Below are 24,710 nucleotides of genomic sequence, written 5' to 3'. Positions count from 1 at the left end.
TGCCGGTCAGTCGTTGCCCTGATCTATACCCTTGCCGCCGTCGGCAATGAACCCGTCCAGCCGCGCCTCCAGCACCGGCAGCGGCACCGAGCCGAGCGACAGAATGACGTCGTGGAAGTGGCGCTGATCGAAGGCGGCGCCGAGTCTGGCCTCTGCCTCTGCGCGTTTGCGGCGGATAAGCATTTCACCCAGCTTGTAGGCCAGCGCCTGGCCCGGCCAGGCGATATAACGGTCGATCTCCGTCTCGATCTCATGCTCCGACAGGGCGGTATGGTCGCGCAGATATTGCTGCGCCTGATCGCGGGTCCAGCCGTAATGGTGGATGCCGGTGTCGATCGCCAGCCGGCTGGCGCGCCAGATCTCATAGGAAAGCCGGCCGAAATTCTCGTAGGGCGTGTCGTAGACGCCCATCTTGGTGCCGAGCCATTCCATGTAGAGCGCCCAGCCCTCGCCATAGCCGGAAAAGGAGGTCTGGCGCCGGAAGTCCGGCCGCCCTTTCGCCTCCTGCGCCACCGCCGCCTGGAAGCTGTGCCCCGGATTGCATTCGTGCAGGGTCAGAGCGGTCAGCGTGTAGAGCGGCCGCGACGGCAGGTCGTATGTATTCATCAGGCAGCTTTCCAGCCCGCCGCGCCCGCCGGTGTAGATCGGCGCCAGCGCCGGCGGCACCGGCAGGATGGTGAAGCGGCGGCGGGGCAGAAAGCCGATCGTTTCCGCCAGCTTGCCGTCGACCCGTTTGGCGACATAGGCGGAGAAAGCGAGCAGTTCGTAAGGCGTCCTGGGGTAGAATTGCGGATCGGTGCGCAGGAATTTCAGGAATTCCGGCATCGTGCCGGTGAACCCGGTCTCGGCCTTCACCTTTTCCATCTCGGCGGTGATCCGGGCTACCTCCTTCAGCCCGATTGCGTGGATCTGTTCGGCGGTCAGGTCGAGGGTGGTAAAGCCCTTGATCTGGGCCTGGTAGAACGCCTTGCCCTCCGGCAGCGTCTCTGCGGCAAGGGTGGTGCGCGCCTTGGTCAGATATTCGCTGCGGATGAACGTCAGCAGCTTTTTGTAGGCGGGGACGACGACGCTATCGACGACGCTGGCGGCTTCCGCCTTCAACTGCGCCTGTTCGGCCGTCGGGATCGACGGTGGCATCGCGTTGAACGGGTCGAGGAACGGATTGCCGGCGCCCGGAACGGTGAATGGCTCGATCGTTTTGTCGCGGCCGACGACGGCGATGCGCGGCACCGTATAGCCACGCTTCAGCCCGGCCCGCATGTTGACGGTCTGTTCGTCGAAATAGCGCGGGATGTCGCGCATCCGGTTGATATAGGCGCGGTATTCGGCGGCGTTGGCGAAGCCGCCGCTGCGGGGTGACAGCCCGCTCCAGAAAAACGTGTCGGCATTGAACGGCGCTTCGTAGGTTTTGAAGCGGACATTGTCGGCCAGTGTCGTGATTGCCTGCCGGAAGACGGCGGCGTTGATCTTTTCGTCCGCCGACAACTTGTCGGCCGGAATGCCGTCAAGCGTCGCCAGCGCCCTGGTCCAGTAGGCGAGGCGGGCGGCCTGCGCCTGCGCGTCGACCCGCGGCAGGCGGTCCGCATTGCTGTTCCACCGGCCATTGGCGTCGCGGACCCGGGCCATCTCCGCCTGCCGCCATTCCCATTCGGCGTTGTACAGTGCCTGCAGCCGTTGGTCGGCGGTGTTCGCGGTGGCGGCGGCACTTGCGGTGGCCGGCGCCGGCGCCACGCCGTTAACGACGATCGCGCATGCGCCGGCGATGGTCAGGACTGGGCGAAAGCGGCGGTTTGACGACGGCATGGCAGGCCTCCCTTCAACGGCATCGCGCTGCTCCATACCGTATACGGTATGCGATTGATCCGGGCTGTCAATCGATCTCGGCAGCGGAGGCGGAACCGAACCGGACCGGCGGGGCGGGTTTGACCGCTACCTCCGCGTCGCAGCGGCGTGGCACGCCGCACATCTCCGCGATGACCGTCGCAATGCCCGCCGGACGGCAGGCCGGAGGCTTGCGCGGCGGGGTCAGTCGCCGCTGCGCTTGAGCAGCGCGACAAGATCGTCCTTCCAGAACACCGCCCAGCTATGGGTGCTGTGGCCGCGGGTTTCGTCGGTCTCCGCGATCAACCGGAACTGCGCGTTCGGCATCCGTTTCAGCGCGTCGGCCGGGAAGGTGGCGTTGCGCGGATTGATGAAGTCGTCGGCCGAGTTGATCCATGTCACCGGCACGGTGATCTTCTCCAGATTCGGCCAGGGATTGTAGTTTCGCGACGATTCATACTGGTAGAGGCTGTCGTTGGCGTCACGGCTGCCGATATCGCTTTCCAGCCGGGCGCGGACATGGGCGATCGCCGCGTCGCGTTCCGGAAAGAGTTTCTGCTGGAGGAGCGGGGCGCTGCCGACCGCCACCGACAGCGACGCCACCGTCCGCAGCCCGGCCAGCGGCTGACTGGTGTAATTGCCGCCGTTCCACGCCGGGTCGGCCCGGATCGCATCGATCGCCGCCTGCCGCCACATCCGGTTGACCCCGGCGATCTGCACCGGCTGGCACGCCATCGGCATCAGCGCCGAGGCGAAGCCGGGATGCGCCTCTCCCCAGACGAAGGCATGCATGCAGCCCATCGACGTGCCGAAGATCAGCCGCAGGCGGGTGATGCCAAGCCCGTCGACCAGCATCCGGCGCTGCGCTTCCACCATGTCGTCATAATCATATTGCGGAAAGCGCATGCGCAGCCCGTCCGACGGCTTCGACGAACCGCCATGGCCGATATTGTCGGGCAGGATGATGTAGTATCGGGTGATGTCGAGCGGCTGGCCCGGGCCGAACAGTTCGTCGGCGAACTGCGGCTGGAAGAACTGGCGACCGGAGCCGCCGGTGCCGTGCAGGAGCATCACCGCGTTATCGATTTCGCCGCGCGCGTTGCGGCGTGGGGTGCCGAGCGTGGTGTAATGGATGCGCAGTTCCGCCATCGTCTCGCCGGAGCGGAAGCGGAAATCGCGCAAGGTGACGTCGCCTTCCTTCGATGGCCAGCGCGCGGCCGCTGGTTGGGCGGCGGTGGCGGCAGGCGGCGCCGCCGGCGTGGCCTGCAGGGCGAGGACGGCAAGGGCGAGGCTGAGCATCTGACGGTACTCCGGTTGGAAGGGCGGGGCATCAAAAGGCGAGGACGCCGCGCCGGTCAACCGCGACGGCGGTGTAAAAAGCCGGTCCATATCGCTACAGGCGGTCTGGCGCATCATCCGTATACCGTATAATATCTAGCCATGCGAGACGGAAATCAGGGGGCGCCGGCCAGCGCGATCGTCATTGGCGGCGGTGTCGTCGGCCTGTGTTGCGCGCTGGAACTGCAACGGCGCGGCATTGCGACGACGATCGTCGCCCCGGCGGATTCATCCGACGCGGCGTCGTGGGGTAATGCCGGCCATGTCGCGATAGAGCAGGTCGAGCCGCTGGCGTCGCCGGCGACGCTGCGCAGTTTTCCGCGTCGCCTGTTCTGGCGTGGTGGGCCGGTTTCGCTTCCGCCCGGCCAGATCGGCGCATGGCTGCCCTTCGCCCTGCGCCTGCTCGGCAGCAGCGGTGCGGCCCGTTTCGCGCATGGCAAGGCGGCGCTGACCGAGCTGTTGGCGCCGGCGCTGCCCGCCTGGCGGCGGGTGCTCGCCGATGCCGGCGCGGCGGACGTGCTGGTTGAGGACGGGCATTTCGTCGTCTGGGAAAGCCCGGCGACGGCTGCGGCGGGCCGTGCTCACTGGATGGCGGCCGATACGGGCGAGACGACGGTCCGTGACGCGACGGCGGCGGAGCTGGCGGCGATTGCCGCGCTCGTTAGGACGCCGCCGGTTGCCGGCATCCGATTCGCCGGCAGCGGCCAGATCGCGGACCTGCCGACGCTGGCGGGGGCTTTGCGCGCGCGCTTCCTGGCGCTGGGCGGGGTCTGGCAGGCGGGTCTCGCGATTGGCCTGGCCGTGGTCGACGGCAAGGCCATGCTGACGCGCGACGATGGCAGCCGGATGACGGCGGACGCGGTGCTCGTCGCTGCCGGTGCGGCGTCCGGCGCGCTGATGAGCGGAGTGGGCGCCCGCGTGCCGATCATCCACGAACGCGGCTATCACATCCAGACGACGCAGGGGCACTGGCCCGCGTCAATGCCGCCGGTGGTGTTCGAGGACCGGGCGGTCATCGTCACCGGTTTCCGGTCCGGCCTGCGCGCGGCGAGCTTCGTCGAATTCGGCGGCCCGAACGCCCGGCCGGACCCGCGCAAATGGGCAAGGCTGGCCCGACATGCGGAGGCGATCGGCCTGCCGTTCGATGCGGAGCACAGCCGCTGGACCGGTGCGCGGCCGACTTTGCCGGATTATCTGCCGGCGATCGGCAGAAGCCCGGCGGCGGACAATCTGTTCTACGCCTTCGGCCACCAGCATCTGGGACTGACGCTGGCGGCGGTGACCGGGGAATTGATGGGTGGGCTGATCAGTGGCGTGGCGCCGACGGTCGCCCTTGCGCCGTTCGACCTGGCGCGGTTCGGGCGCTGATCCGCCCGGTCAGGCGTCGAGCGCGAACAGCATCGCGTCGTCGGCGAAGGCCTTGAATTCCAGTGTATTGCCGCTGGGGTCGGTGAAGAACATTGTCGCCTGCTCCCCCGCCTGCCCCCTGAACCGGACATGCGGGGCGATGCCGAAGCGGATGCCGGCGGCGGTCAGGCGATCGGCCAGCGCCTGCCAGTCGGCCATGGTCAGGACGACGCCGAAATGCGGCACCGGCACCGCATGCCCGTCGACCGGGTTGGTGATCGGTGCCGGGCGCGCCGCCGGGGCGAGGTGGGCGACAATCTGGTGGCCGAACAGGTCGAAATCGATCCAATGGTCGGAACTGCGTCCTTCCGCGCAGCCAAGCAATCCGCCGTAGAAAGCGCGGGCGGCGGCGAGGTCGTGGACCGGAAAGGCAAGGTGGAACGGGCGCATCGCCGGCAGGTATAAGCGCCATTGGTGCGGCGCGCATTGAAAATGTCCCGGCGCCACGCGATAGCGGCGCGGTGCACAAGCGCCCGCTGATCCTTGCCCTCGCCGCCGGTGCGGTGTCCGCCACCGGTTTCGCCCCGCTTGGTCTGTGGCCGGTGGCGCTGGCCTGTTTTGCGCTGTTGCTGGCGCTGGTCGCCGCGGCGGAGACGCGGCGGCGGGCATTGGCGATCGGCTGGTGGTTCGGCGTCGGCCATTTCACCGTCGGGCTGAACTGGATCGCCCATGCCTTCGGCTTTCAGGACAAAATGCCGCCGCAGCTTGGTTATCTGGCGGTGGTGGCGCTTGCGCTGTATCTTGCCGTCTATCCGGCGCTGGCCGCCGGGCTGGCGTGGCGGTTCGGGCGCGGCGACGCGCGGCGGATGGTGCCGATATTCGCCGCCGGCTGGATCGTAAGCGAATGGCTGCGCGCGACGCTGTTCACCGGTTTCGCATGGAACCCGCTCGGCGCGGTCTGGCTGCCGTTGCTGCCGGTGGCGCGATCGGCGGCGTGGATCGGCACATTCGGCCTGTCCGGCCTCGCCTGCATCGCCGCCGGTGGGCTTTGGTTGCTGGCCCGGCGGCAGGGACGGGCGGGCGCGGCGATGCTGGGCTTGCTCGTGCTGCTTGCCGTCCCCGGCCTGTTCGCCGCCGCGCCAGGCGATGATGCCGGACAGCCGCTGATCCGCGTCGTCCAGCCCAATATCCCGCAGCAGGAAAAGGAAGGCCCGGCGTTCGATCGCGCCAATTTCCGCAAGCTCGCCGGGCTGAGCGGTACGCCCGGTGCTGTGCCGCGCCTGATCCTGTGGCCGGAGGCGGCGGTGCCGGAGTATCTGGAGCTGCAGCCGTCCGCCCGGCGGCGCCTTGCCGGCCTGCTCGGCCCGCGCGACATGCTGCTGACCGGCGGTGTTGCGTTGATCGGCGACAAGGACGACCGGGTGATCGGCGCGCGCAACAGCCTGTTCGCGCTGGCGCCGGACGGGCGGCTGACCGGCCGCTACGACAAGGCGCATCTGGTGCCCTATGGCGAATATCTGCCGATGCGGCCGGTGCTGTCGGCGATCGGCCTGTCCCGGCTGGTGCCCGGCGACCTCGACTTCTGGCCGGGGCCGGGGCCGCAGAGCCTGGACGTACCCGGTTTTGGCGCGATCGGTATCCAGATCTGTTACGAGATCATCTTTCCCGGCCAGGTGATCGACCGGGGCCACCGGCCGCGCATGCTGTTCAACCCGTCCAACGACGCCTGGTTCGGCCGCTGGGGGCCGCCGCAGCACCTGGCGCAAGCGCGGCTGCGCGCGATCGAAGAGGGGATGCCGGTTGTCCGCTCGACCCCGACCGGCATTTCGGCGGTGATCGATGCGCAAGGGCGGGTGCGCACCAGCGTGCCGCACGAGGCCGCCGGCTTCATCGAACTGCGCCTGCCGCCGGCGGCGGCGCCGACGCCATTCGCGCGCGCCGGTAACCTTTTATCTTTGGCCTTTGCTCTGCTGCTGGTCGCGTTCGCCGTTGTCATCGGCCGTAACCCGCGCTAGGTGGCGGACATAACGAATCCTTTATATCCGCTTTCAACTGCAGGATCAGCGATGCGCAGCAACTACCTCTTCACCTCCGAGTCGGTTTCCGAAGGGCATCCGGACAAGGTTTCCGACCAGATTTCGGACGCGATCGTCGACCTGTTCCTGTCGAAGGACCCCGAAGCGCGCGTCGCCTGCGAAACGCTGACCACCACCAACCGCATCGTTCTGGCCGGCGAGATCCGCTGCAAGGGCATCATGGACGCCGACGGCGTGCTAACGCCGGAAGCGCAGGCCGAGATCGAGGCGGCGGCCCGCGCCACCGTCAAGCGGATCGGCTACGAGCAGGAAGGCTTCCACTGGCAGCACGCCGATTTCGCCAACCACCTGCACCCGCAGTCGGCCCATATCGCGATGGGCGTCGACGAGAGCGGCAACAAGGATGAGGGCGCCGGCGACCAGGGCATCATGTTCGGTTATGCCAGCGACGAAACGCCTGACCTGATGCCGGCGACGCTCTACTATTCGCATCGCATCCTCCAGCGCATGGCGAAGGACCGCCACAGCGGCCATGTCGACTTTCTGGAGCCGGACGCGAAGAGCCAGGTGACGCTGGCCTATGAGAATGAGAAGCCGGTGCGCGCGACCGCGCTTGTCGTGTCGACCCAGCATGTCGAGAGCGTCGATCAGGCGCGGCTGCGCGATTATGTGAAGGGCGTTCTGAACGACGAACTGCCCAATGGCTGGCTGCCGGGCGACGAATCGATCTTCGTCAACCCGACCGGTCTGTTCGTCATCGGCGGGCCGGACGGCGACGCCGGGCTGACCGGCCGCAAGATCATCGTCGACACCTATGGCGGCGCCGCGCCGCACGGCGGCGGCGCCTTTTCCGGCAAGGACCCGACCAAGGTCGACCGTTCGGCCGCCTACATCAGCCGCTACATGGCGAAGAACATCGTCGCCGCCGGCCTTGCCACCCGCTGCACCATCCAGCTCAGCTACGCGATCGGTGTCGCCGAGCCGCTGTCGCTTTATGTCGACACCCACGGCACCGGTACGGTCGATGAAGCGCGGATCGAGGCGGTGCTGCCCAAGCTGGTCCGGTTGACCCCGAAGGGCATCCGTACTCACCTGGCGCTCAACAAGCCGATCTACCAGCCGACTGCTGCCTACGGCCATTTCGGCCGTCAGCCCGACGGCGATTTCTTCACCTGGGAAAAGACCGATCTGGTCGACGCGCTGAAACAGGCTCTCTGATCTAGCGCCGGCATCCTGTATGGCGGGGGGATAGATAACGAGTCGTACCCCCCGATCCATCACTGGAGGATGCCATGCGTTACCTTATGCTCCTGTCCGCCGTCGCCGCCGCCAGCCCCGCATTGGCGGCCGTGCCCCAGATGAACCGTGCCGAGGCGGCGCAGCTTTACGGCGCCGCCGGCTTCCCGATCACCAACGATCGGCCGACCAACGCCTGCGGCCAGCCGGCCAACCCGCGCATGACTTTCGTCGATATCAGCGGCGATGGCGCGCCGGAGGTGCTGGTCACCGACAGCAACGCCGCCTGCTACAAGGGTGCCGGCAGTTTCTTCGCGGTGCTGACCAAGGCCGGCAAGCAGTGGCGGCAGGTGATCAGCGGTACCGGCACGATTAGCGCGGAGGCGACCCGTAGCGGCGGCTGGCTGGACATGACGGTCGCGCAAGGGACCTGCCGCCGCCCGTTCGCCTACGACGGCAGTCGTTATGTGCCGAATGGCCCGTGTGCCGGACAGGCCCCACCGACGCGTGCACCAGTGCCGGTGCCGCCGCCGGTCCGGTCCGCAGCGGCACCAGCGCGCGCCGCGCCGCCGCCTGCACTGCCCGCCCCGGCGCCGTCCCCCGTCGCCGGCCAGCCTTTTTCCGCCGCTGAGCAGGCAGCCATCTTCAAGGCAGCCGAGGCGACGCGGATGGGCAAGGGCTGGTCGCTTTGCCCGGAGGATATGCACCGCGAACCGGCGACGCTGGAGTCGCCCGGTGACCTGAACGGCGATGGTCGGCCCGAGGCGCTGATCACCCAGGGCGCTTCCTTCTGCTATGGCATGACCGGCATGGGGTATCAGTTGCTGACCAAGCAGGCGAACGGCCAGTGGACCAGGGTTCCCGGCGCCGGCGGTCAGGGTATTCCGACGATACTGGCGACAAAAGGGGTCGGCGGCTGGCCGGATATCGAACTGGGCGTCCCCGGCTTTTGCTTCCCGATCTGGCGGTTCAACGGCAAGGCCTACGACATTCACCGCATGCATTATGAGGGTAAACCCTGCAAAAAATGAGCGCGGCCTTTGACGGCGGCCGTGCTTTTGCCTAGCCGGCGGCGGTGAACGACCCGACGACTCTCCGCCGCCTCTACGGCCGCCGCCAGGGGCACAAGCTGCGCGCCGGGCAGGCGGCGCTGGTCGAAGCGATGCTGCCCGCCTTGTCAGTGCCGGCGGACGGGCCGCTCGACGCCGCCCGCCTGTTCGGCGACGGCCGGCCGCTGGCGTTCGAGATCGGTTTCGGAGCGGGCGAGCATCTGGCGGCGCAGGCGGCGGCGCGGCCGGACATCGGCTTCATCGGCTGCGAGCCGTTTCTGAACGGTGTGGTCGGTGCGCTGCTGCACATTCGCGACGGCTGCCTCGCCAATATCCGCCTGCATATGGGCGACGCGCTGACCGTGCTGGAACGCTTGCCCGACGCGTCGCTGGAGCGTGTCTACCTGCTCCATCCCGATCCCTGGCCGAAGGCGCGCCACGCCAAGCGGAGGATGGTCAACCCCGGTCCGCTCGCCCTGATCGCCGCCAAGCTGAAACCGGGCGGGGAGTTCCGCCTGGGCACCGACGATCCGACCTATTGCCGCTGGGCGATGATGGTGATGAACGGGCAGCCGGATTTCGTCTGGCTGGCGGAAAACCCGGATGATTTCCGCATCCGCCCCGCAGACTGGCCGCAGACCCGCTATGAGGCGAAGGCCCGGCGCAAGGGCCATGAGGTGTGGTATTTCCGCTACCGCCGCCGCTGATCCGCGCGGGGCGGGCGGGCAATAGGCTGAATAGCCGCGACAATCGCACAGCCGGCGCGCTCGCTGCATACCGGCCCGGCCCCGATTCCTGTTCTCCTTCCAACGCAGAAAAAGCGCGCCCGGCACCGACCGGGCCGAAGCCGATTGGGGGATGGATATGACAAAGCGGTTCGAGGCGTCGGACGGAATGATGGTCGCCGCGGCGGCGCTTGTCGCGCTGGCGACGCTGGGCGCGGCCCCGGCCGTGGGGCAGGAGGCGCCGCCGCCGTCGCAGGACGCATCGCGCGCCGACCTGCTGGGCCAGCAGGACATCGTCGTCACTGCCCGCAAGCGTGAGGAGCGCGCGCAGGAGACGCCGATCGCGATTTCCGCGTTCAGCGGCGATTCGCTGGCGGCGCGCGGGCTCGACAAAGTCGACGGCATCGCCACCTTCACCCCCAATTTGAGCTTCCAGAACAACCCCAGCTTCGGCGGCGCCAGTTCGTCGGCGGCGATCTATATTCGCGGCATCGGCCAGAAGGAGTTCCTGCCGACGACCGAGCCGGGCGTCGGTGTCTATGTCGATGGCGTCTATGTCGCCCGTTCGGTCGGCGCGTTGCTCGACCTGGTCGATATCGAGCGGGTGGAGGTGCTGCGCGGGCCGCAGGGCACGCTGTTCGGGCGCAACACGATCGGCGGCGCGCTCAGCCTGACGACGACCAGGCCGGAAAACCGGCTGGCCGCCAGCGCCCAGGTCACCGCCGGGCGGTATGACCGGATCGACGCGCGGGCGATGCTGAACGTGCCGCTGGGCGACACGCTGTCGGCGCGCCTGTCGGTCGGCACGTTCAACCGTGACGGCTATGTCACCCGCGTCGCCGACGGCAAGGATCTCGGCAACGTCAATACCAAGACCGCGCGCCTGCAACTGCGTTGGGAAGCGTCGCCGGATTTCGAGGTCAACCTGGCGCTGGATGGTACCGACGACCGCAGTCACGGCCCCGCGTTGACCCTGTCCGGCATCGACTATCGCTCGGCGGTGTTCAATCCGCAGGGGCTGCCGATGCTGCCGCCGGGCAGCCCGGCAACGCCCGGCCATTATGTCATCGACCCGCCATTCGATGCGCCGGTCGACAATTTCGCGCTGCTCAACAACTATATCGCCACCTTCCTGGGCGGGCAGCCCTGCCTTGGTTTCGCGCCGTACAGCCCGCAGGGCAGCGCCGCCGCCTGCTATGGCGGCCAGTATCTGAGCCGCCGCGAGGATTTCGGCACCGCGCCCCAATATTCGCGTAACAAGCTGTGGGGGGCGAGCGGCACGATCGAGTGGACGATCGGCGCGGCGAAGCTGAAATCGATCACCGCCTACCGCCGGCTCGACGGCAGCTTTGCCCGGGACGGCGACCATTCGCCGCTGACCATCACCCATTTCTACGACAGCCTGACCGACAAGCAGTTCAGCCAGGAACTGCAGCTGACCGGGGCGACGGCGGACAACAATTTGAAATATCTGGTCGGCGGCTATTATTTCAGCGAGAAAGGCAATAATATCAACATACTGGATTTCACGCCGGTGAATTTCCAGTCGGGCGGCCGCTTCACCACCAAAAGCTATGCCGCGTTCGGCCAGCTGACCTACACCTTTGCCGAGCGCGTCGACCTGACCGCCGGGGTCCGTTACACCAAGGACGACAAAAGCTTCCTGCCCGACCAGACGATCTTCATCGACCGGACGCCGGGCGAGCAGCTGATCGGCGGCAGTCCCAACACGCCGAAGACGCGTGTCCTGCCTTATGAAAAAGTGTCGCGTGGCGAGGACGACGTGACGCCGATGATCAACCTCGCCTGGCGGGCGACCGACCGGGCGATGCTCTACGCGTCCTATTCGAAGGGGTTCAAGAGCGGCGGTTTTGTCCAGCGCGTGTTCCCGCCGCTGGCGGCGACGCCGCAATATGACGCGGAAAAGGCGACGGCGTTCGAGCTTGGCTTCAAGTCCGAATGGCTCGACCGGCGGCTGACCCTGAACGGCGCCGTGTTCCTGACCAAATATGACGACCTGCAGGTGCAGGTGTTCACCGGCGTCGCGCCGGTGACCAAGAATGCGGCGCGCGCCGAGATCCGCGGTGCCGAGCTGGAGGCCCGCCTGTCCCCCGGCGGCGGCTTCTTCATCGAGGCAAGCGCCGGCTATCTCGACCCGGCCTACAAGAAGATCGACCCGGCGGCGACCGAGATCACCCTCGCTTCGAAGTTCGAGCGGATATCGAAATGGACGCTCAGCGCCTCGCTGCTGAAGAGCATTTCGCTCGGCGACGGCAGCGAGCTGACCCCGCGCGTCGACTGGTCCTACCGCTCCGGCTTCTTCATGGACGCGCTGAACACGGCGGAACTGTACCAGGACGGCTATCACATCGTGAACGCCTCGATCGCCTATGATTTCGCCGGGCGCGCGTTCAGCCTGATCGGCGGCGTCACCAACCTGACCAACAGCCGCTATACCCAGACCGGCATCTACGGATCGTCCTTCCGCCAGTATGAGCAGCTCTTCGCCCGGTCGCGCGAATGGTATGTGACGGCGAAATGGAAGCTGTGACGGCGGCGCCGGCGTCCTTGCCACCTTCGCCAAGATATGAAATCCTTCGGGCAGACGACAATCCGGGAGCAGGACCGGCTGGCGAGGCGACCGCGATGCTGACGATGGACCGAGCGCCGCTGGCGGCGCACCCGCATTTCCGATCGACCGACGTCGACGAGGTTCGCGACAAGGTCGCGCAGGTCTATTGCTCGCACCGGCTCGACCCGCTCGGCGGCCAGCGCGCGCTGGCCGCCTGGCAGAATGCCGTTCCGCTGGACCGCATCGCCGTCGGCGCGATGAGCTATGGCGCCGATGTCGAGATCGACCCCGGCCAGCTGGAGGATTTCTACCTGCTGATGCTGCCGATCGCCGGTCGGGCGACGATCCATGCCGGCGATCAGGAATTCGTCGCCACGCGCAAGGTGGCAACGCTGCTTAACCCGACCGACCCGGTGCGTATGGTGTGGGACGCCGATTGCGCCAAGGCGATGGTGCGGATCGAGCGGGACGCGCTGGAGCAGCAACTGGCGATCCTGCTCGACCGGCCTCTGCGCGCGCCGCTGCGCTTCGATGCGGCGATGCCGATGACCGGAAACGTCGCGGTCTGGTGGCATTATGTCTCCGCCTTGATGAACGAACTGAGCGGCGAGGCGCCGGGCCGCGCCACCGTCCGCCAGTTGGAGGCGTTGCTGCTGACCAACCTGCTGGAGACCCAGCCGCATAATTATTCGGAGGCGCTGGAGGCGGGCGACTGGCAGATCGCGCCGCGTCACGTTCGTCTCGTTGAACGCTATATCGAGGAACATGCCGGCGAGCCGATCGACATGGCCCGGCTGGTCGCGGTCAGCGGGGTGAGCAGCCGCACCCTGTTCGAGGGGTTTCAGCGTTTCCGTGACACTTCACCGATGGCCTATCTGCGTCTGACCCGCCTGCGCCGCGTGCGCGAGGAGCTGCTGGGCGGTGAGCTGCCGCTGACCGTGGCGGAGGCGGCGGGCCGATGGGGTATATTCGAGCTCGGCCGCTTCGCCGGCCAGTACCGCGCGCTGTTCGGCGAGACGCCGTCGGAAACGCTGCGCCGCCGCAGCTGCTGAGCGCACAAGTTCGCGCTGCGCGAACAGGATCGGCGTTCGCTGCATAGCTGTGCGCCGCGCGGCCCGCCTAGCCTTGCGCGAAGGGAGAGCGAGAGGGCGGGCATGGCAGGACAGATTGCGATCATCGGCGCCGGGCTGGCCGGGCTGAGCACGGCGAAGACGCTGCGCCAGTTCGGCTTCGACGTGACGGTGTTCGAAAAGGAAACGGACATCGGCGGCGTCTGGTCGGCGCGGCGGCGCTATCCGGGGCTAACGACGCAGAACCCGCGCGAAACCTATGCCTTTTCCGACTGGCCGATGCCGCGCAGCTACCCCGAATGGCCTTCCGGCGCGCAGGTTCAGGCCTATCTGGAAAGTTATATCGACCATTTCGGCTTCCGCGACGCGCTCCGCCTTGGCCGTGAGGTGACGGCGGCGCGCCCCGCCGGCGATGGTAGCCAGCGCTGGGTGGTGGAAACCCGCGGCGTCGCGGACGGGGCGGTTGAAAGCGGCACATTCGACTGGCTTGTCGTGTGTAACGGCATCTTCTCTGTGCCGTCGGTGCCGCGCTATCCCGGCGTCGAGGCGTTCGAAGCGGCGGGCGGCCGGGTCCTCCACACCAGCCAGTTCAACGATCAAGAGATGGTGCGCGGCCGCCACCTGCTGGTCGTCGGCTATGGCAAGTCGTCCTGCGACGTGGCGATGGCCTGCGCGCGGACGGCGGCGACAACCACCGTCGTCGCCCGACACCTGATCTGGAAAATTCCGAAGAAGGTGGGCGGGCTCGTCAACTTCAAGCATCTGTTCCTCAACCGGCTGGGTGAGGGGCTGTTCCGGTATATCGACGTGCGCGGGTTCGAACGTTTCCTGCACGACGGCCCCGGCCGGGTGATCCGCAACGGCATGTTGGGCAGCGTCCAGGCGGTGATATCCCGCCAGCTCGGCCTGAAGAAGATCGGCCTGATGCCGGACGGCAAGCTGGAGACGATTGCGCGCAGCACGGTCAGCCTGGTGACCGACGGATTCTATGAAAGCGTTGCCGACGGTCGTCTGGCGCTGGTGCGCGGCGAGATTACGGCGCTGGCGCCGGGCGAGGCGACGTTATCAAACGGCAATACCGTGCCGGCCGATGTGGTCATCTGCGGCACCGGCTGGGACCAGCGCTGCGACTTCCTTGATGCCGAAACACTCGCCAAGGTCACCGACACGCGCGGCAATTTCCGGCTCTATTGCTCGATGCTGCCGGTCGACGTGCCGGGGCTGGCGTTCAACGGCTACAACTCCTCCTTTTTCAGCCAGTTGAACGCGGAGGTCGGCGCGCTGTGGTTGGCCAATCATCTGTGCGGCGGGATGACGCTGCCGAGCGCGGCGGAGCAGAACGCGTATATCGATCGGCGGCTGGCCTGGATGGAGGCGCGCACCGACGGCAAACATTCCAAAGGCACGAACATCATCCCCTTTTCGGTCCACCACATGGATGACATGCTGGAAGCGATCGACCTGCGCCTGCCGCTGACGACGCGGATCAAGCACTGGTTCGTCGCGATCGATGCCAAGGATTATGCCGGGCTGCTGCCGCGCCTGCTGCGCCGCCACGGCCGCCCCGTCCCCGCGAAATAAGGAGAAGACACCATGGCCAACCATGATGGCAAGGTCGCGATCATCACCGGCGGGGCGGCGTCGATCGGCGCCGCGATTACCCGCAAGCTGCATGCTGACGGTGCGAAGGTCGTCGTCGCCGCGCGCAGCGTCGACAAGGGCGAGGCGATCGCCGCCGCCCTTGGCACGGGCGCCCGCTTCATCGCCACCGACATCACCGACGATGCGGCGCTGACGGCACTCGTCGAGGCGACGGTCGCCGAGTTCGGGCGGCTGGATATCCTGGTCAACAACGCCTGTTCCTACGGCGACGACGGCCCGGCGACACCCCGCGCCACCTGGCTGGAAACGCTGAACGTCAGCGCGGTGTCGGCGGCAATCCTGGGGGAGAAGGCCCGCCCCCATTTGAAGGCGGCGGGCGGCAATATCGTCAATATCGGTTCGATCTCCGGCGTGTTTCCGCATGTCGGGCGCTGGGCCTATCCGGTCGCCAAGGCGGCGCTGCGCCATCTGTCGCGGGCGCAGGCGCTCGATTATGCGGCGGACGGCATCCGGGTGAACATGGTGACGCTCGGCCATATCTGGTCGGACCCGTTCGACGGGCTGACCGGCGGCGACCGCGCCCATGCCGACGCGGTATCGGCGGACCTGAATCTGCTCGGCCGCGTCGCCGACGCAAGCGAGGTCGCGGCGGTAGTCAGCTTCGTCGCGTCGGGCGAGGCCAGCTACATGACCGGCAGCGAAACCAATGTTGACGGCGGTTATTCGGCGCTCGGCCCGGAACGGCGGGTGCCGCTGATGCCGCTGCTCGCCGGCGCGCGCTGATGGCGGATGCCGATGTTGTCATCGTCGGCAGCGGGATCAACGCGCTGGTCTGCGGCGCGCTGCTCGCATTGCGGGGCAAGCGGGTGCTGCTGTTGGAGCGCGAGGCGGTTGCCGGTGGCTGCATTCGCACCGAGGAGCTGACCGCGCCGGGCTTCCGCCACGACACATTGTCGACGCTCTACCCGCTATTCGTCACCGCGCCGCATTACGGCCTGCTTGGGCCGGAACTGGCGCGGCACGGGCTGGAATTCGTCAACACCGACGTGCCGACCGCGCTGGTCCGGCCCGACGGCAGTGCGCTGGTGTTCACCACCGACCGCGACCGCAACGCCGCCGCACTCGACGCGATCGCGCCGGGCGACGGCGATGCCTATCGCCGGGCGATGGCGGCGGTCGAGGCGGATGCAGCGCTGGTTTTCGGCATGCTCGGCGGCGAGCTCTGGTCCTGGCCGACGCTGAAGCTGCTGCTGGGTGAAGCGCGGCGGCGCGGGCTAAAGGGGCTGGCCCGCTTTTTCGGTGAGGCGATGCGCGCGTCGCGGACCTGGTTGTCGGCCGACTTTCGGTCACCGGCGGCGCGCGGGCTGTTCGCGCCCTGGGTGCTGCATGTCGGGCTTGCCCCGGAAAGCGCGATGTCGGCACTGATGAACCGGCTGGTGCTGTTCTCGCTCGAACAGGTCGGCGCGCCGATGGTTGAGGGCGGCAGCGCCCGCATCGTCGAGGCGTTCGAGCGACTGATCGTGGCGCATGGCGGTGCGATCCGCACCAATGCCGACGTTGCCGAGATCATCGTCGCCGGCGGCCGCGCCACCGGCGTCCGGCTGGCGAGCGGAGAGACGATCACCGCCGCCGATGCCGTCGTCGCCTCCGTCACCCCCACCCAGCTTTACGGCCGGTTGCTGCCGGCGGAAGCGACGCCGCCGCAGGTCCGGGCCGATGCCGCTGCCTTCCAATATGGCCGGGGCGAAATGCAGATCCACCTCGCCTTGTCGGCGCCGCCGGTGTGGCCGGACCCGGCGCTCGGCAGGGTGGCGATGCTGCATGTGACCGACGGGCTGGACGCGGTGTCGCGCGCGGTCAACGAAGCCGAACGAGGCCTGTTGCCGGCGGAGGCGACGATCGTCGTCGCCCAGCCGACCGCCGTCGACCCCAGCCGCGCGCCGGCCGGCGCCGCCATCCTGTGGATTCAATTGCAGGAGGTGCCGCGCAACGGCGAGCTGCGCGGCGACGCGCTCAGTGAGATCGCGGTGCCGGCGGACGGCCGCTGGACCGAGGCGGTGCGCGAGGCCTATGCCGATCGCATCGTCGCGCGGTTATGCGCCTTGTGTCCGGGGCTGGACGCGCAGATCGTCGGCCGGCACGCCTTGTCCCCCGCCGACCTTGAGAAAATGAACGTCAATCTGGTCGGTGGCGATCCCTATGGCGGGTTGTGCTCGATCGACCAGTTCATGCTGTGGCGCCCGCATGCCGGGCCGAGCGGCCACGCCACCCCGGTCAAGCGCCTGTTCCACATCGGCGCGTCGACCCACCCCGGCCCCGGCCTTGGCGGCATGTCCGGCTATATGGCGGCGCAGGCGATCCGCTAAGCGAGCGCCGGCCCGCCGTCCCCGCAAAGAGAAAGGGCCGGCCTTCCGGCCAGCCCTTTCCCTGTATCGAACCTGTTCAGGCTCAGGCGTAAGTGACGCTGGTCACCCGACGCCGGCCGCGCATCGCGCCGCCAACCAGGCCGAAGCCGGCGATCATCAGCGCCCAGGCGGCCGGTTCCGGCACCGCGGCCGGCAGGAAGTTCAGCGTGCCGCTGTACGAACCGCCGTTGGTGCCCCAGGTGCCCTCGACGAAGATGCTGTGCGTACCGGCGCCGATGTTCGCGCTCGCCAGGGTCCACTTTTCTTCCGAACCGGTCAGGTCCTGATGGAAAGGAATCGCGTCCAGCCACACCTTGGTGATGACGACGTCGAAAGCGCCCGACAGGTCGATCGAGATCAGCGAGCCGCTGGCGTCCCCGGCAACCGGCACGGTAAACTGGAACTCGTCGGCGATGGCGCCCGACGTGTTGCTGGACTGCGTGAAGCCGGTCGAACCACCGGTGCCCGGAACCGACAGGGCGATGACCGCCGCCGAAGCCGGCGCCGCGAGCACGGTCGCCGTCGCCAGCGCTGCGCCGAGAAGAAACTTGTTCATACTCATTTACCCCTAACTACGTGGACCGACGCGCTTGAATCGCCCACTTCGATCCAGACGCTGAGAGAGTACTACTAACGAAGTGGTAACCTTGTCTTGGTTAAAATGCAGGCAAATTTGGAGAATTTGTCCCGAATCGAAACGGCCGGCGCGTTCGCCGTGCTCAGCGGGGCTGTGCCGGGGTTAGTTTCAGCATCCGCCCTTCGGACTCTTCGGCGCCGTCCTCGAGCAGATACAGCGCGCCTTCCGGCCCCTGCCGCACCGATCGGATGCGCGCGCCCATCGGCCACTCGTCGCCCTTTTTCGCATTGGTGCCGTCGACATCGACGCGGATCAGCGCCTTGCCGGATAGCGCGCCAATGAACACGTCGCCTCGCCACTGCGGGAACAGATCGCCGGTGTAGACGATCAGCGACGAGGGCGAGATCGACGGGTTCCACGAAACCTTCGGTGCTTCCAGATCCGGCCGGGTGGCGTGGCGGGGGATCGGGGTTCCGTCATAATGGTCGCCGTTCGACACCAGCGGGTAGCCATAGTTGTGGCCGGGCAGGATCAGGTTCACCTCGTCCCCGCCCTTCGGCCCCATCTCCACCTCCCACAGCGCGCCGTCGGGGGCGAAGTCGATGCCGAGCAGGTTGCGGTGGCCATAGGACCAGATCGCCGGGTTGAAGCCCTTCGCCGCCAGCGGATTGCCGGCGGCAGGCGTGCCGTCGTCGTTCAGGCGCAGCACTTTGCCCAGCGTCGCCTGCGGGTCCTGCGCCGGGGTGAATTTCTGCCGCTCGCCATTGGTGAAGAACAGGTGCCCGTCCGGCGCGAAGACGATGCGCCCGGAATAATGGCCGTTGCCGGAGACCAGCGGGCTGCCGGTGAACAGCGTTTCCACCTTGTCGAGGCGCGGCGCATCGCCGTCGACGAACGTCCCGCGCGCCAGTACCACGCCCTTGCCGCCCTCTCCGGCGGCGGAATAGCTGAAATAGACCAGATGATTGTCAGCGAATTTCGGGTGGAGGACGACATCCATCAGCGCCCCCTGCCCGGCGCTGTCGACCGGCGGGATCCCGCCCAGGCTCTGCCGCCTCTTGCCGTCGGCGGAGACCAGCAACATCTGCCCGGCCTTTTCGGTGACCAGCATCCGCCCGTCGGGCAGGAAGGCCATTGCCCACGGGCTGTCGAAATCGGCGACGGTGGTGACGGCGAACGGCCGGGCGGCACCATCCGCAGGCGCGGGTGCGGGCGCGGCCTGCGAACAGGCGCTGAAGGCGAGCAAGGGCAGGGCGAGGGCGATCGGGCGCATGGGTTTCTCCACCGGCACACGGTGCGAACGCACCGACCGCGCGATCGTTTCACCCGTGCGAATTCACCTGTTTAGCGCGCCGTCGCTTTCCGGCAATGCCCGGTCGAGTTCGGCCAGCCACAGCGCGGCGCTGCCGTCCGACGGCGCCCGCCATTCGCCGCGCGGCGACAGGCTGCCGCCGGGCGACACTTTCGGCCCGTTGGGCAGGGCGGATCGCTTGAACTGGCTGGTCGCGAAGAAGCGGGTCAGGAAGATGCGGAGCCAGCGGGCAATGGTGCCAAGGTCGTAGGCAACGCGGGCGTCGTCCGGAAAGCCGGGCGGCCAGTGCCCGGCGGCGGCATCGCGCCAGGCATGCCAGGCGAGGAAGGCCACCTTCGACGGCGGCAGGCCGTGGTGGACGATGTGGTGCAGGAAGAAATCGTGCAGCGCATAGGGGCCGATCCGGTCCTCGGTGCTCTGCATCGCCCCGTCGGCGCCGGCGGGAACCAGCTCCGGCGAAATCTCCGTGGCGAGGATCGCGTCGAGGATCATGTCTGTGTCCGCGTCGAACTGGGCGGTGGCGATCGACCAGCGGATCAGGTGCTGGATCAGCGTCTTCGGCACCCCGGCGTTGACGCCGTAATGGCTCATCTGGTCGCCGACGCCATAGGTGCACCAGCCAAGCGCCAGTTCGGACAGGTCGCCGGTGCCGATGACGAAGCCGCCGCGCTGGTTGGCAAGGCGGAACAGGTAATCGGTACGCAGCCCCGCCTGCACATTCTCGAACGTCACGTCATAGACCGGCTCGCCATCGGCGAACGGGTGGCCGAGGTCGGCGAGCATCCGTTCGGCGGCCGGGCGGATATCGATCTCCGCCGCGGTGACGCCCAAAGCCTTCATCAACGCCCAGGCATTGGCCTTCGTCGCCTCTCCGGTCGCGAAACCGGGCAGGGTGAAGGCAAGGATCGCGGCGCGCGGCAGGCCGAGCCGGTCGCAGGTCTTGGCGGCGACGATCAGCGCGTGGGTCGAATCGAGCCCGCCCGACACGCCGATGACCATGTGGTCGCCCGGCGTCGCGCGGAACCGCTGGGCCAGCCCCTCGACCTGGATGTTGAATGCCTCGTAACAATCCTCGTCGAGCCGCGCCGCGTCGTCGGGGACGAACGGGAAGCGGCGCAGCGGCCGTTCCAGCCCGGCGTCGCGCATATGCGGCTGGTGGGTGAAGCCGATGCGGCGGAAGCGGGTTTCCGGGTGGCCGGCGGCGGCGGCGCAGTCGTTGAACGTGCCGTTGCGCGCCCGCTCCAGCCGCAGGCGCTGGACGTCGATGTCGGCGACCAGCAATTCCGGCGTCCGGTCGAACCGGGCGGAACGGCCGAGCAGATCGCCCAGCTCGTGGATCATCGCCTGCCCGTCCCACGCCAGGTCGGTTGTGCTTTCGCCGGCGCCGGTGGCGGAGAAGATGTGGGCGCTCAGCGTGCGCGTGGCGTGGGCGGCGGCCAGCATCTCCCGCTCCCGCGCCTTGCCGACGACAACGTTCGACGCCGACAGGTTGCACAGGATCAGCGCACCGGCGAGCGCGCCATGCGTCGACGGCGGCAGCGGCGCCCAGTAATCCTCGCAGACCTCGGCGTGGAAAATGAAATCGGGTAGGTCGGCGGCGGCGAACAGCAGGTCGGCGCCGAACGGTACCGTCTGCCCGGCCAGCGTCACCTCCAGCCCGGCCAGCCCGGCGCCGGACGCGAACCAGCGTTTCTCGTAATATTCGCGGTAATTGGGCAGATAGCTTTTCGGCACGACGCCGAGCAGCGCGCCGCGCGCGATGACCAGCGCGCAGTTGTACAGCCGCCCGCCCCGGCGGACCGGCGCGCCGACGACCGCGACCGGCGCCAGCGCCTCGCTGGCGGCCAGGATCTGCGCGATCCCCTGCTCGACCGCGTCAAGCAGCGCATCCTGCAGCAGCAGGTCGTCGATCGCGTAGGACGACAGCGCCAGTTCCGGGAACACGACCAGATCGACGCCGCGCCGGTCGGCATCGGCGATCAGCGCGGCGATCGCCTCGGCATTGGTAGCGACATCGCCGACGCTGGCGACCGGCGTCGCGGCGGCGACGCGGACCAGCCCGTGCGCGTGGAATGAATGAAAGCGGCTTTCGGGCATCGGGCACCTTCTCGGCGGCGGCGGAATCGTTCTATGGGCGTGGCGACGCCCACCGATCAACCCCGGCATGACGCGGAATCCATCCGCCCGCCATCGCCGCGCCATTGGCGGGTGCGCATCGTTCGTTCATCGTGGGTTGTGGAACGCGCGCGCAGGACCGCATGGCGCCATGGCGCGGGGGCAGGGAAAACAGGTTATGAAGACAGGCGACCGGGCGGATGTTGGTTAGCGACGTCCGCGTTCTGCGCCTTGCCGCGCGCGCGGCAAGGCCGGCGGAACGGATGGCGGTCATTCCGGGCAGCTGGCTGGCGGGCGGGCTGGCGCTCAGCGCGCTCGCCGTCGCGGCGATGATCGTCGCCAACGGCCAGACTGTCGTCTTCACCCCCGGCAGCCGCATCCTGTTCTGGTGCACCGCGATCGTCGGGATCAGCGTGCGCTGGCTTTACCGGCAGCCGCTGAACGAACGGCAGCGGATCGCCCGCGACGCCGCCGAATCGATCGGCCTGTTCGCCCTGCTTTGCCTGCTCGGCGCCGTCGCCAGTTACCCGGTTGCCGCCTACAGCACCGGCTTCCACGACGGCGCGCTCGAACGGATCGACGCGATGCTGCGCTTCGACTGGCGGGACTGGTACGGTGTCGTCGCCGCCCACCGCCCGCTGCAGCGGCTGGGCGCCGCCGCTTATGCCAGCATCTTCTTTACCCCGGCACTGCTGCTCGGCTATTTCGCCTGGGCCGGCCGGCAGGCGGAGGCGCGGCGGTTCATCGTCGCCTTCTGGCTGGCGGCGGTGACGACGCTGCTACTGTTCGCCCTGTTCCCGGCGGAGGGGCCGCTGGCGACGCTGTGGCACGGGCCGATCCCCTACATGCCGGCCAGCGCCCTCTATCAGTCCGAACTGATTCCGGAACTGCGCAGCCGGGCGCTGACCGTCATCAACCTGGGCGACCTGCGCGGGCTGGTCTGCGCGCCAAGCTTCCACACCAGCAGCGCGGTGCTTTACATGGCGGCGGCCTGGCCGTTCCCGCGCCTGCGCTGGCCGGTCGTCGCGATCAACGTCGCGATGCTGCTCGCGACGCCGGTCGAGGGCACGCATTATCTGGCCGACATGCTGTTCGGGGCGGCCGTCGCGCTCGCGGCGCTCGCCGTCGCCACCGCGCTAGTCCGTGCGCTGCCGTCCGCCGGGCACCCGGCATAGGCGCGGGGCATGGCAAGGGCGACACGCGCGACGGCGATGCTGGACAAGGCCGGCGTGCCCTTCACCGTCGAAAGCTATTCCTATGACCGCGATGCCGATCACATCGGCCTGCAGGCGGCGGAGGCGCTCAGCCAGCCGCCGGAACGGGTGCTGAAGACGCTGATGGCGCTGGTCGACGGCCGGCCCGCCATCGCCATCGTCCCGTCCGACCGCGAGGTGGCGATGAAGGCGCTGGCGGCGGCGCTGGGCGGCAAGGCCGCGCAGATGATGAAGCCGGCCGATGCCGAGCGGCTGTCCGGCTACAAGGTCGGCGGGATCAGCCCGTTCGGCCAGCCACGCCGGCTGCCGGTGGTGATCGAACAGACGGCGCTGGCCCAGCCGTTCGTCTATATCAACGGCGGCCAGCGCGGGCTGCAGATCCGTCTCGCCCCGGCGGACGCGCTACGCCTGCTGGATGCGGTTGCCGCGCCTATCGTCGGCTGAAACGGCGTTACCACAGGTCAGCCTCACTCCACCGTCACGCTTTTCGCCAGGTTGCGCGGCTGGTCGACGTCGGTGCCCTTGGCGACGGCGACGTGATAGGCGAGCAGCTGCACCGGCACCGCATAGGCTAGCGGCGCGATCAGCGGGTGAACGCACGGCATCTCGATCGTCGCCAGGCATTTGTCGCCGGCGGCGGCGATCCCTTCTGCGTCGGAGATCAGCACGACCTTGCCGCCGCGCGCCTGCACCTCCTGCATGTTCGACACCGTCTTGTCGAACAGCGGGCCGGATGGGGCGATGACGATGACCGGCACCGCGTCGTCGATCAGCGCGATCGGGCCGTGCTTCATCTCGCCGGCGGCATAGCCCTCGGCGTGGATATAGCTGATTTCCTTCAGCTTCAGCGCGCCTTCCAGCGCCATCGGGTAATCCGGCCCGCGCCCCAGATAGAGCACGTCGCGCGCCGGGGCGATCAGCGGCGCGATCGCCTCGATCGCCTCGTCGCGGGCCAGCGCAGCGTTCATCGCCGCCGGCGCCTCGGCCAATTGGGCGACGATTTCCTTTTCCTCGTCGGCATCCATCCGGCCCTTCGCGCGGGCGAGGTTGGCGGCAAAGGCGGCGAGCACCGCCAGCTGACAGGTGAACGCTTTGGTCGAAGCGACGCCGATCTCCGGCCCGGCATGGGTGGGGAGCAGCAGATCCGCCTCCCGCGCCATCGAACTGGTCGGCACGTTGACGACGACGGCGATCGTCTGCCCTTCCGCCCGCGCATGGCGCAGCGCCGCCAGCGTGTCCGCCGTCTCGCCGGATTGCGAGACGAACAGCGCCAGCCCGCCCGGCTCCAGCACCGGCTGGCGGTAACGGAATTCCGACGCGACATCGAGGTCGACGGGCACCCGCGCAAACTGTTCGAACCAGTATTTGGCGACCATCCCGGCGTAGAAGCTGGTGCCGCATGCGACGATCGTCACCCGCTTCACCCCGGCCAGATCGAAATCCATGTCGGGCAGCGCGACCTTGTTCTCCAGCCGGCGCAGATAGGAGCGCAGCGTCTGGGCGACGACGACCGGCTGCTCGTAAATCTCCTTCTGCATGAAGTGGCGGTGGTTGCCCTTTTCGACCAGCTGGCCGGAAATGCCGGACTCGACGATCGGCCGGGTAACCGGCCGGTTGTCGCGATCGAAAATCTCCACCCGCGCACGCGTAATGGCTACCCAGTCGCCTTCTTCCAGATAGGCGATGCGCTGGCTGAGCGGCGCCAGCGCGATCGCGTCGGAACCGAGGTAATTCTCGCCCTCGCCATAACCGACGGTCAGCGGCGCGCCGAGCCGGGCGCCGATCAGCAGGTCCGGCTCGCTGCGGAACATCACGCCCAGCGCGAAGGCGCCGTGCAGGCGCGGCAGCACCGCGGCCACCGCATCGCGCGGGGGCAGGCCGCGCGCCAGCTCGCGCGCGATCAGATGGGCGACGACCTCGGTGTCGGTCTGGCTGAGGAACTCGCGCCCCTCCGCGATCAGCTCGTCGCGCAGCGGCTTGAAATTCTCGATAATGCCGTTGTGGACGATGACGACGTCGTCGACGATGTGGGGGTGGGCATTGTCCTCGGTCGGCGCGCCGTGGGTCGCCCAGCGGGTGTGGGCGATGCCGCTGTTGCCGGCCAACGGCTCCGCCGCCAGCCGCTCTGCCAGGTTGTTCAGCTTGCCCTCGGCGCGGCGCCGCTCGATCACCCCGTCGTGGACGGTGGCGATGCCAGCGGAATCATAGCCGCGATATTCCAGCCGGCGCAGCCCGTCGAGCAAGCGCCCGGCAACCGCCGACTGGCCAAGGATCCCGATGATTCCGCACAT

The 24,710-nt window shown here is 68.1% G+C and carries 19 protein-coding genes; 12 read left to right on the top strand and 7 right to left on the bottom strand.

All coding sequences use genetic code 11. From position 1 onward, the window contains the following. Positions 1-6: 6 nt before the first annotated feature. The gene (locus ACMT1E_RS13900; RefSeq protein WP_414900985.1) at positions 7-1,803 is read right to left on the bottom strand and encodes a DUF885 domain-containing protein; all 1,797 of its coding nucleotides are present in this window, start codon (positions 1,801-1,803) and stop codon (positions 7-9) included. Between the two features lie 222 nt (positions 1,804-2,025). Continuing rightward, complete coding sequence (locus tag ACMT1E_RS13895; RefSeq protein WP_414900984.1) at positions 2,026-3,120, bottom strand: alpha/beta fold hydrolase; 1,095 nt, start codon at positions 3,118-3,120, stop codon at positions 2,026-2,028. A gap of 141 nt (positions 3,121-3,261) precedes the next feature. Here ACMT1E_RS13895 and ACMT1E_RS13890 point away from each other — a divergent pair, with 141 nt between their 5' ends. Beyond that, positions 3,262-4,527: an NAD(P)/FAD-dependent oxidoreductase gene (locus ACMT1E_RS13890; protein WP_414900983.1), complete on the top strand. Its 1,266-nt coding sequence runs from the start codon at positions 3,262-3,264 to the stop codon at positions 4,525-4,527. A 9-nt stretch (positions 4,528-4,536) separates the two neighbouring features. Here the strand turns inward: ACMT1E_RS13890 and ACMT1E_RS13885 are convergent, their stop codons facing one another. Beyond that, positions 4,537-4,956: a VOC family protein gene (locus tag ACMT1E_RS13885; RefSeq protein WP_414900982.1), complete on the bottom strand. Its 420-nt coding sequence runs from the start codon at positions 4,954-4,956 to the stop codon at positions 4,537-4,539. Between the two features lie 71 nt (positions 4,957-5,027). On the opposite strand from ACMT1E_RS13885, the gene lnt reads away from it, so the two are divergent. The 9 genes from lnt to ACMT1E_RS13840 all read left to right on the top strand — a co-directional run bounded on the left by lnt (position 5,028) and on the right by ACMT1E_RS13840 (position 17,162). Continuing rightward, positions 5,028-6,521, top strand: a complete 1,494-nt coding sequence (lnt, locus tag ACMT1E_RS13880; RefSeq protein ID WP_414900980.1) for an apolipoprotein N-acyltransferase — start codon at positions 5,028-5,030, stop codon at positions 6,519-6,521. A gap of 51 nt (positions 6,522-6,572) precedes the next feature. Continuing rightward, positions 6,573-7,760 carry a methionine adenosyltransferase gene (gene metK / locus ACMT1E_RS13875; protein WP_414900979.1) on the top strand — a complete coding sequence of 396 codons (1,188 nt, stop codon included), beginning with the start codon at positions 6,573-6,575 and terminating at the stop codon, positions 7,758-7,760. A 74-nt stretch (positions 7,761-7,834) separates the two neighbouring features. Then, a complete protein-coding gene (locus ACMT1E_RS13870) occupies positions 7,835-8,809 on the top strand; it encodes a hypothetical protein (protein WP_414900977.1) in 975 nt (324 codons plus the stop codon). Positions 8,810-8,853: 44 nt separating this feature from the next. Further along, a complete protein-coding gene (trmB, locus tag ACMT1E_RS13865) occupies positions 8,854-9,534 on the top strand; it encodes a tRNA (guanosine(46)-N7)-methyltransferase TrmB (RefSeq protein WP_414900976.1) in 681 nt (226 codons plus the stop codon). A 151-nt stretch (positions 9,535-9,685) separates the two neighbouring features. Continuing rightward, positions 9,686-12,103: a TonB-dependent receptor gene (locus ACMT1E_RS13860; RefSeq protein ID WP_414900974.1), complete on the top strand. Its 2,418-nt coding sequence runs from the start codon at positions 9,686-9,688 to the stop codon at positions 12,101-12,103. A gap of 95 nt (positions 12,104-12,198) precedes the next feature. Beyond that, positions 12,199-13,176 (top strand): AraC family transcriptional regulator, encoded by a 978-nt coding sequence (locus ACMT1E_RS13855; RefSeq protein WP_414900972.1) that lies wholly within the window; start codon positions 12,199-12,201, stop codon positions 13,174-13,176. Between the two features lie 102 nt (positions 13,177-13,278). Beyond that, entirely contained in the window at positions 13,279-14,775 is a 1,497-nt protein-coding gene (locus ACMT1E_RS13850; protein WP_414900971.1) for a flavin-containing monooxygenase, read from the top strand. Positions 14,776-14,787: 12 nt separating this feature from the next. Further along, positions 14,788-15,579, top strand: a complete 792-nt coding sequence (locus tag ACMT1E_RS13845) for an SDR family oxidoreductase (RefSeq protein WP_414900970.1) — start codon at positions 14,788-14,790, stop codon at positions 15,577-15,579. Continuing rightward, positions 15,579-17,162: a phytoene desaturase family protein gene (locus ACMT1E_RS13840; protein ID WP_414900969.1), complete on the top strand. Its 1,584-nt coding sequence runs from the start codon at positions 15,579-15,581 to the stop codon at positions 17,160-17,162. Before ACMT1E_RS13845 ends, ACMT1E_RS13840 begins: the two co-directional genes overlap by 1 nt. 82 nt (positions 17,163-17,244) lie before the next feature. On the opposite strand, the gene ACMT1E_RS13835 is transcribed toward ACMT1E_RS13840, so the two are convergent. From ACMT1E_RS13835 to ACMT1E_RS13825, 3 genes are all read right to left on the bottom strand, one after another. Further along, positions 17,245-17,757: an FxDxF family PEP-CTERM protein gene (locus ACMT1E_RS13835; RefSeq protein ID WP_414900967.1), complete on the bottom strand. Its 513-nt coding sequence runs from the start codon at positions 17,755-17,757 to the stop codon at positions 17,245-17,247. Positions 17,758-17,920: 163 nt separating this feature from the next. After that, a complete protein-coding gene (locus tag ACMT1E_RS13830) occupies positions 17,921-19,051 on the bottom strand; it encodes a PQQ-dependent sugar dehydrogenase (protein WP_414900966.1) in 1,131 nt (376 codons plus the stop codon). 63 nt (positions 19,052-19,114) lie between these two features. Further along, a complete protein-coding gene (locus ACMT1E_RS13825) occupies positions 19,115-21,187 on the bottom strand; it encodes an NAD(+) synthase (protein WP_414900965.1) in 2,073 nt (690 codons plus the stop codon). Between the two features lie 218 nt (positions 21,188-21,405). On the opposite strand from ACMT1E_RS13825, the gene ACMT1E_RS13820 reads away from it, so the two are divergent. Both ACMT1E_RS13820 and ybaK read left to right on the top strand, forming a co-directional pair. Next, positions 21,406-22,380 carry a phosphatase PAP2 family protein gene (locus ACMT1E_RS13820; RefSeq protein ID WP_414900964.1) on the top strand — a complete coding sequence of 325 codons (975 nt, stop codon included), beginning with the start codon at positions 21,406-21,408 and terminating at the stop codon, positions 22,378-22,380. Between the two features lie 9 nt (positions 22,381-22,389). After that, a complete protein-coding gene (ybaK, locus tag ACMT1E_RS13815) occupies positions 22,390-22,863 on the top strand; it encodes a Cys-tRNA(Pro) deacylase (RefSeq protein ID WP_414900962.1) in 474 nt (157 codons plus the stop codon). A 23-nt stretch (positions 22,864-22,886) separates the two neighbouring features. Here ybaK and glmS read toward each other — a convergent pair whose 3' ends face one another. Then, a complete protein-coding gene (gene glmS, locus ACMT1E_RS13810; protein WP_414900960.1) occupies positions 22,887-24,710 on the bottom strand; it encodes a glutamine--fructose-6-phosphate transaminase (isomerizing) in 1,824 nt (607 codons plus the stop codon).

The sequence above is a fragment of the Sphingomonas flavalba genome, assembly GCF_047553045.1.
Lineage (GTDB): Bacteria > Pseudomonadota > Alphaproteobacteria > Sphingomonadales > Sphingomonadaceae > Sphingomonas_L > Sphingomonas_L flavalba_A.
The sequence above is the reverse complement of the archived record's forward strand: the minus strand, read 5'-3'. Positions and strand labels throughout refer to the sequence as shown.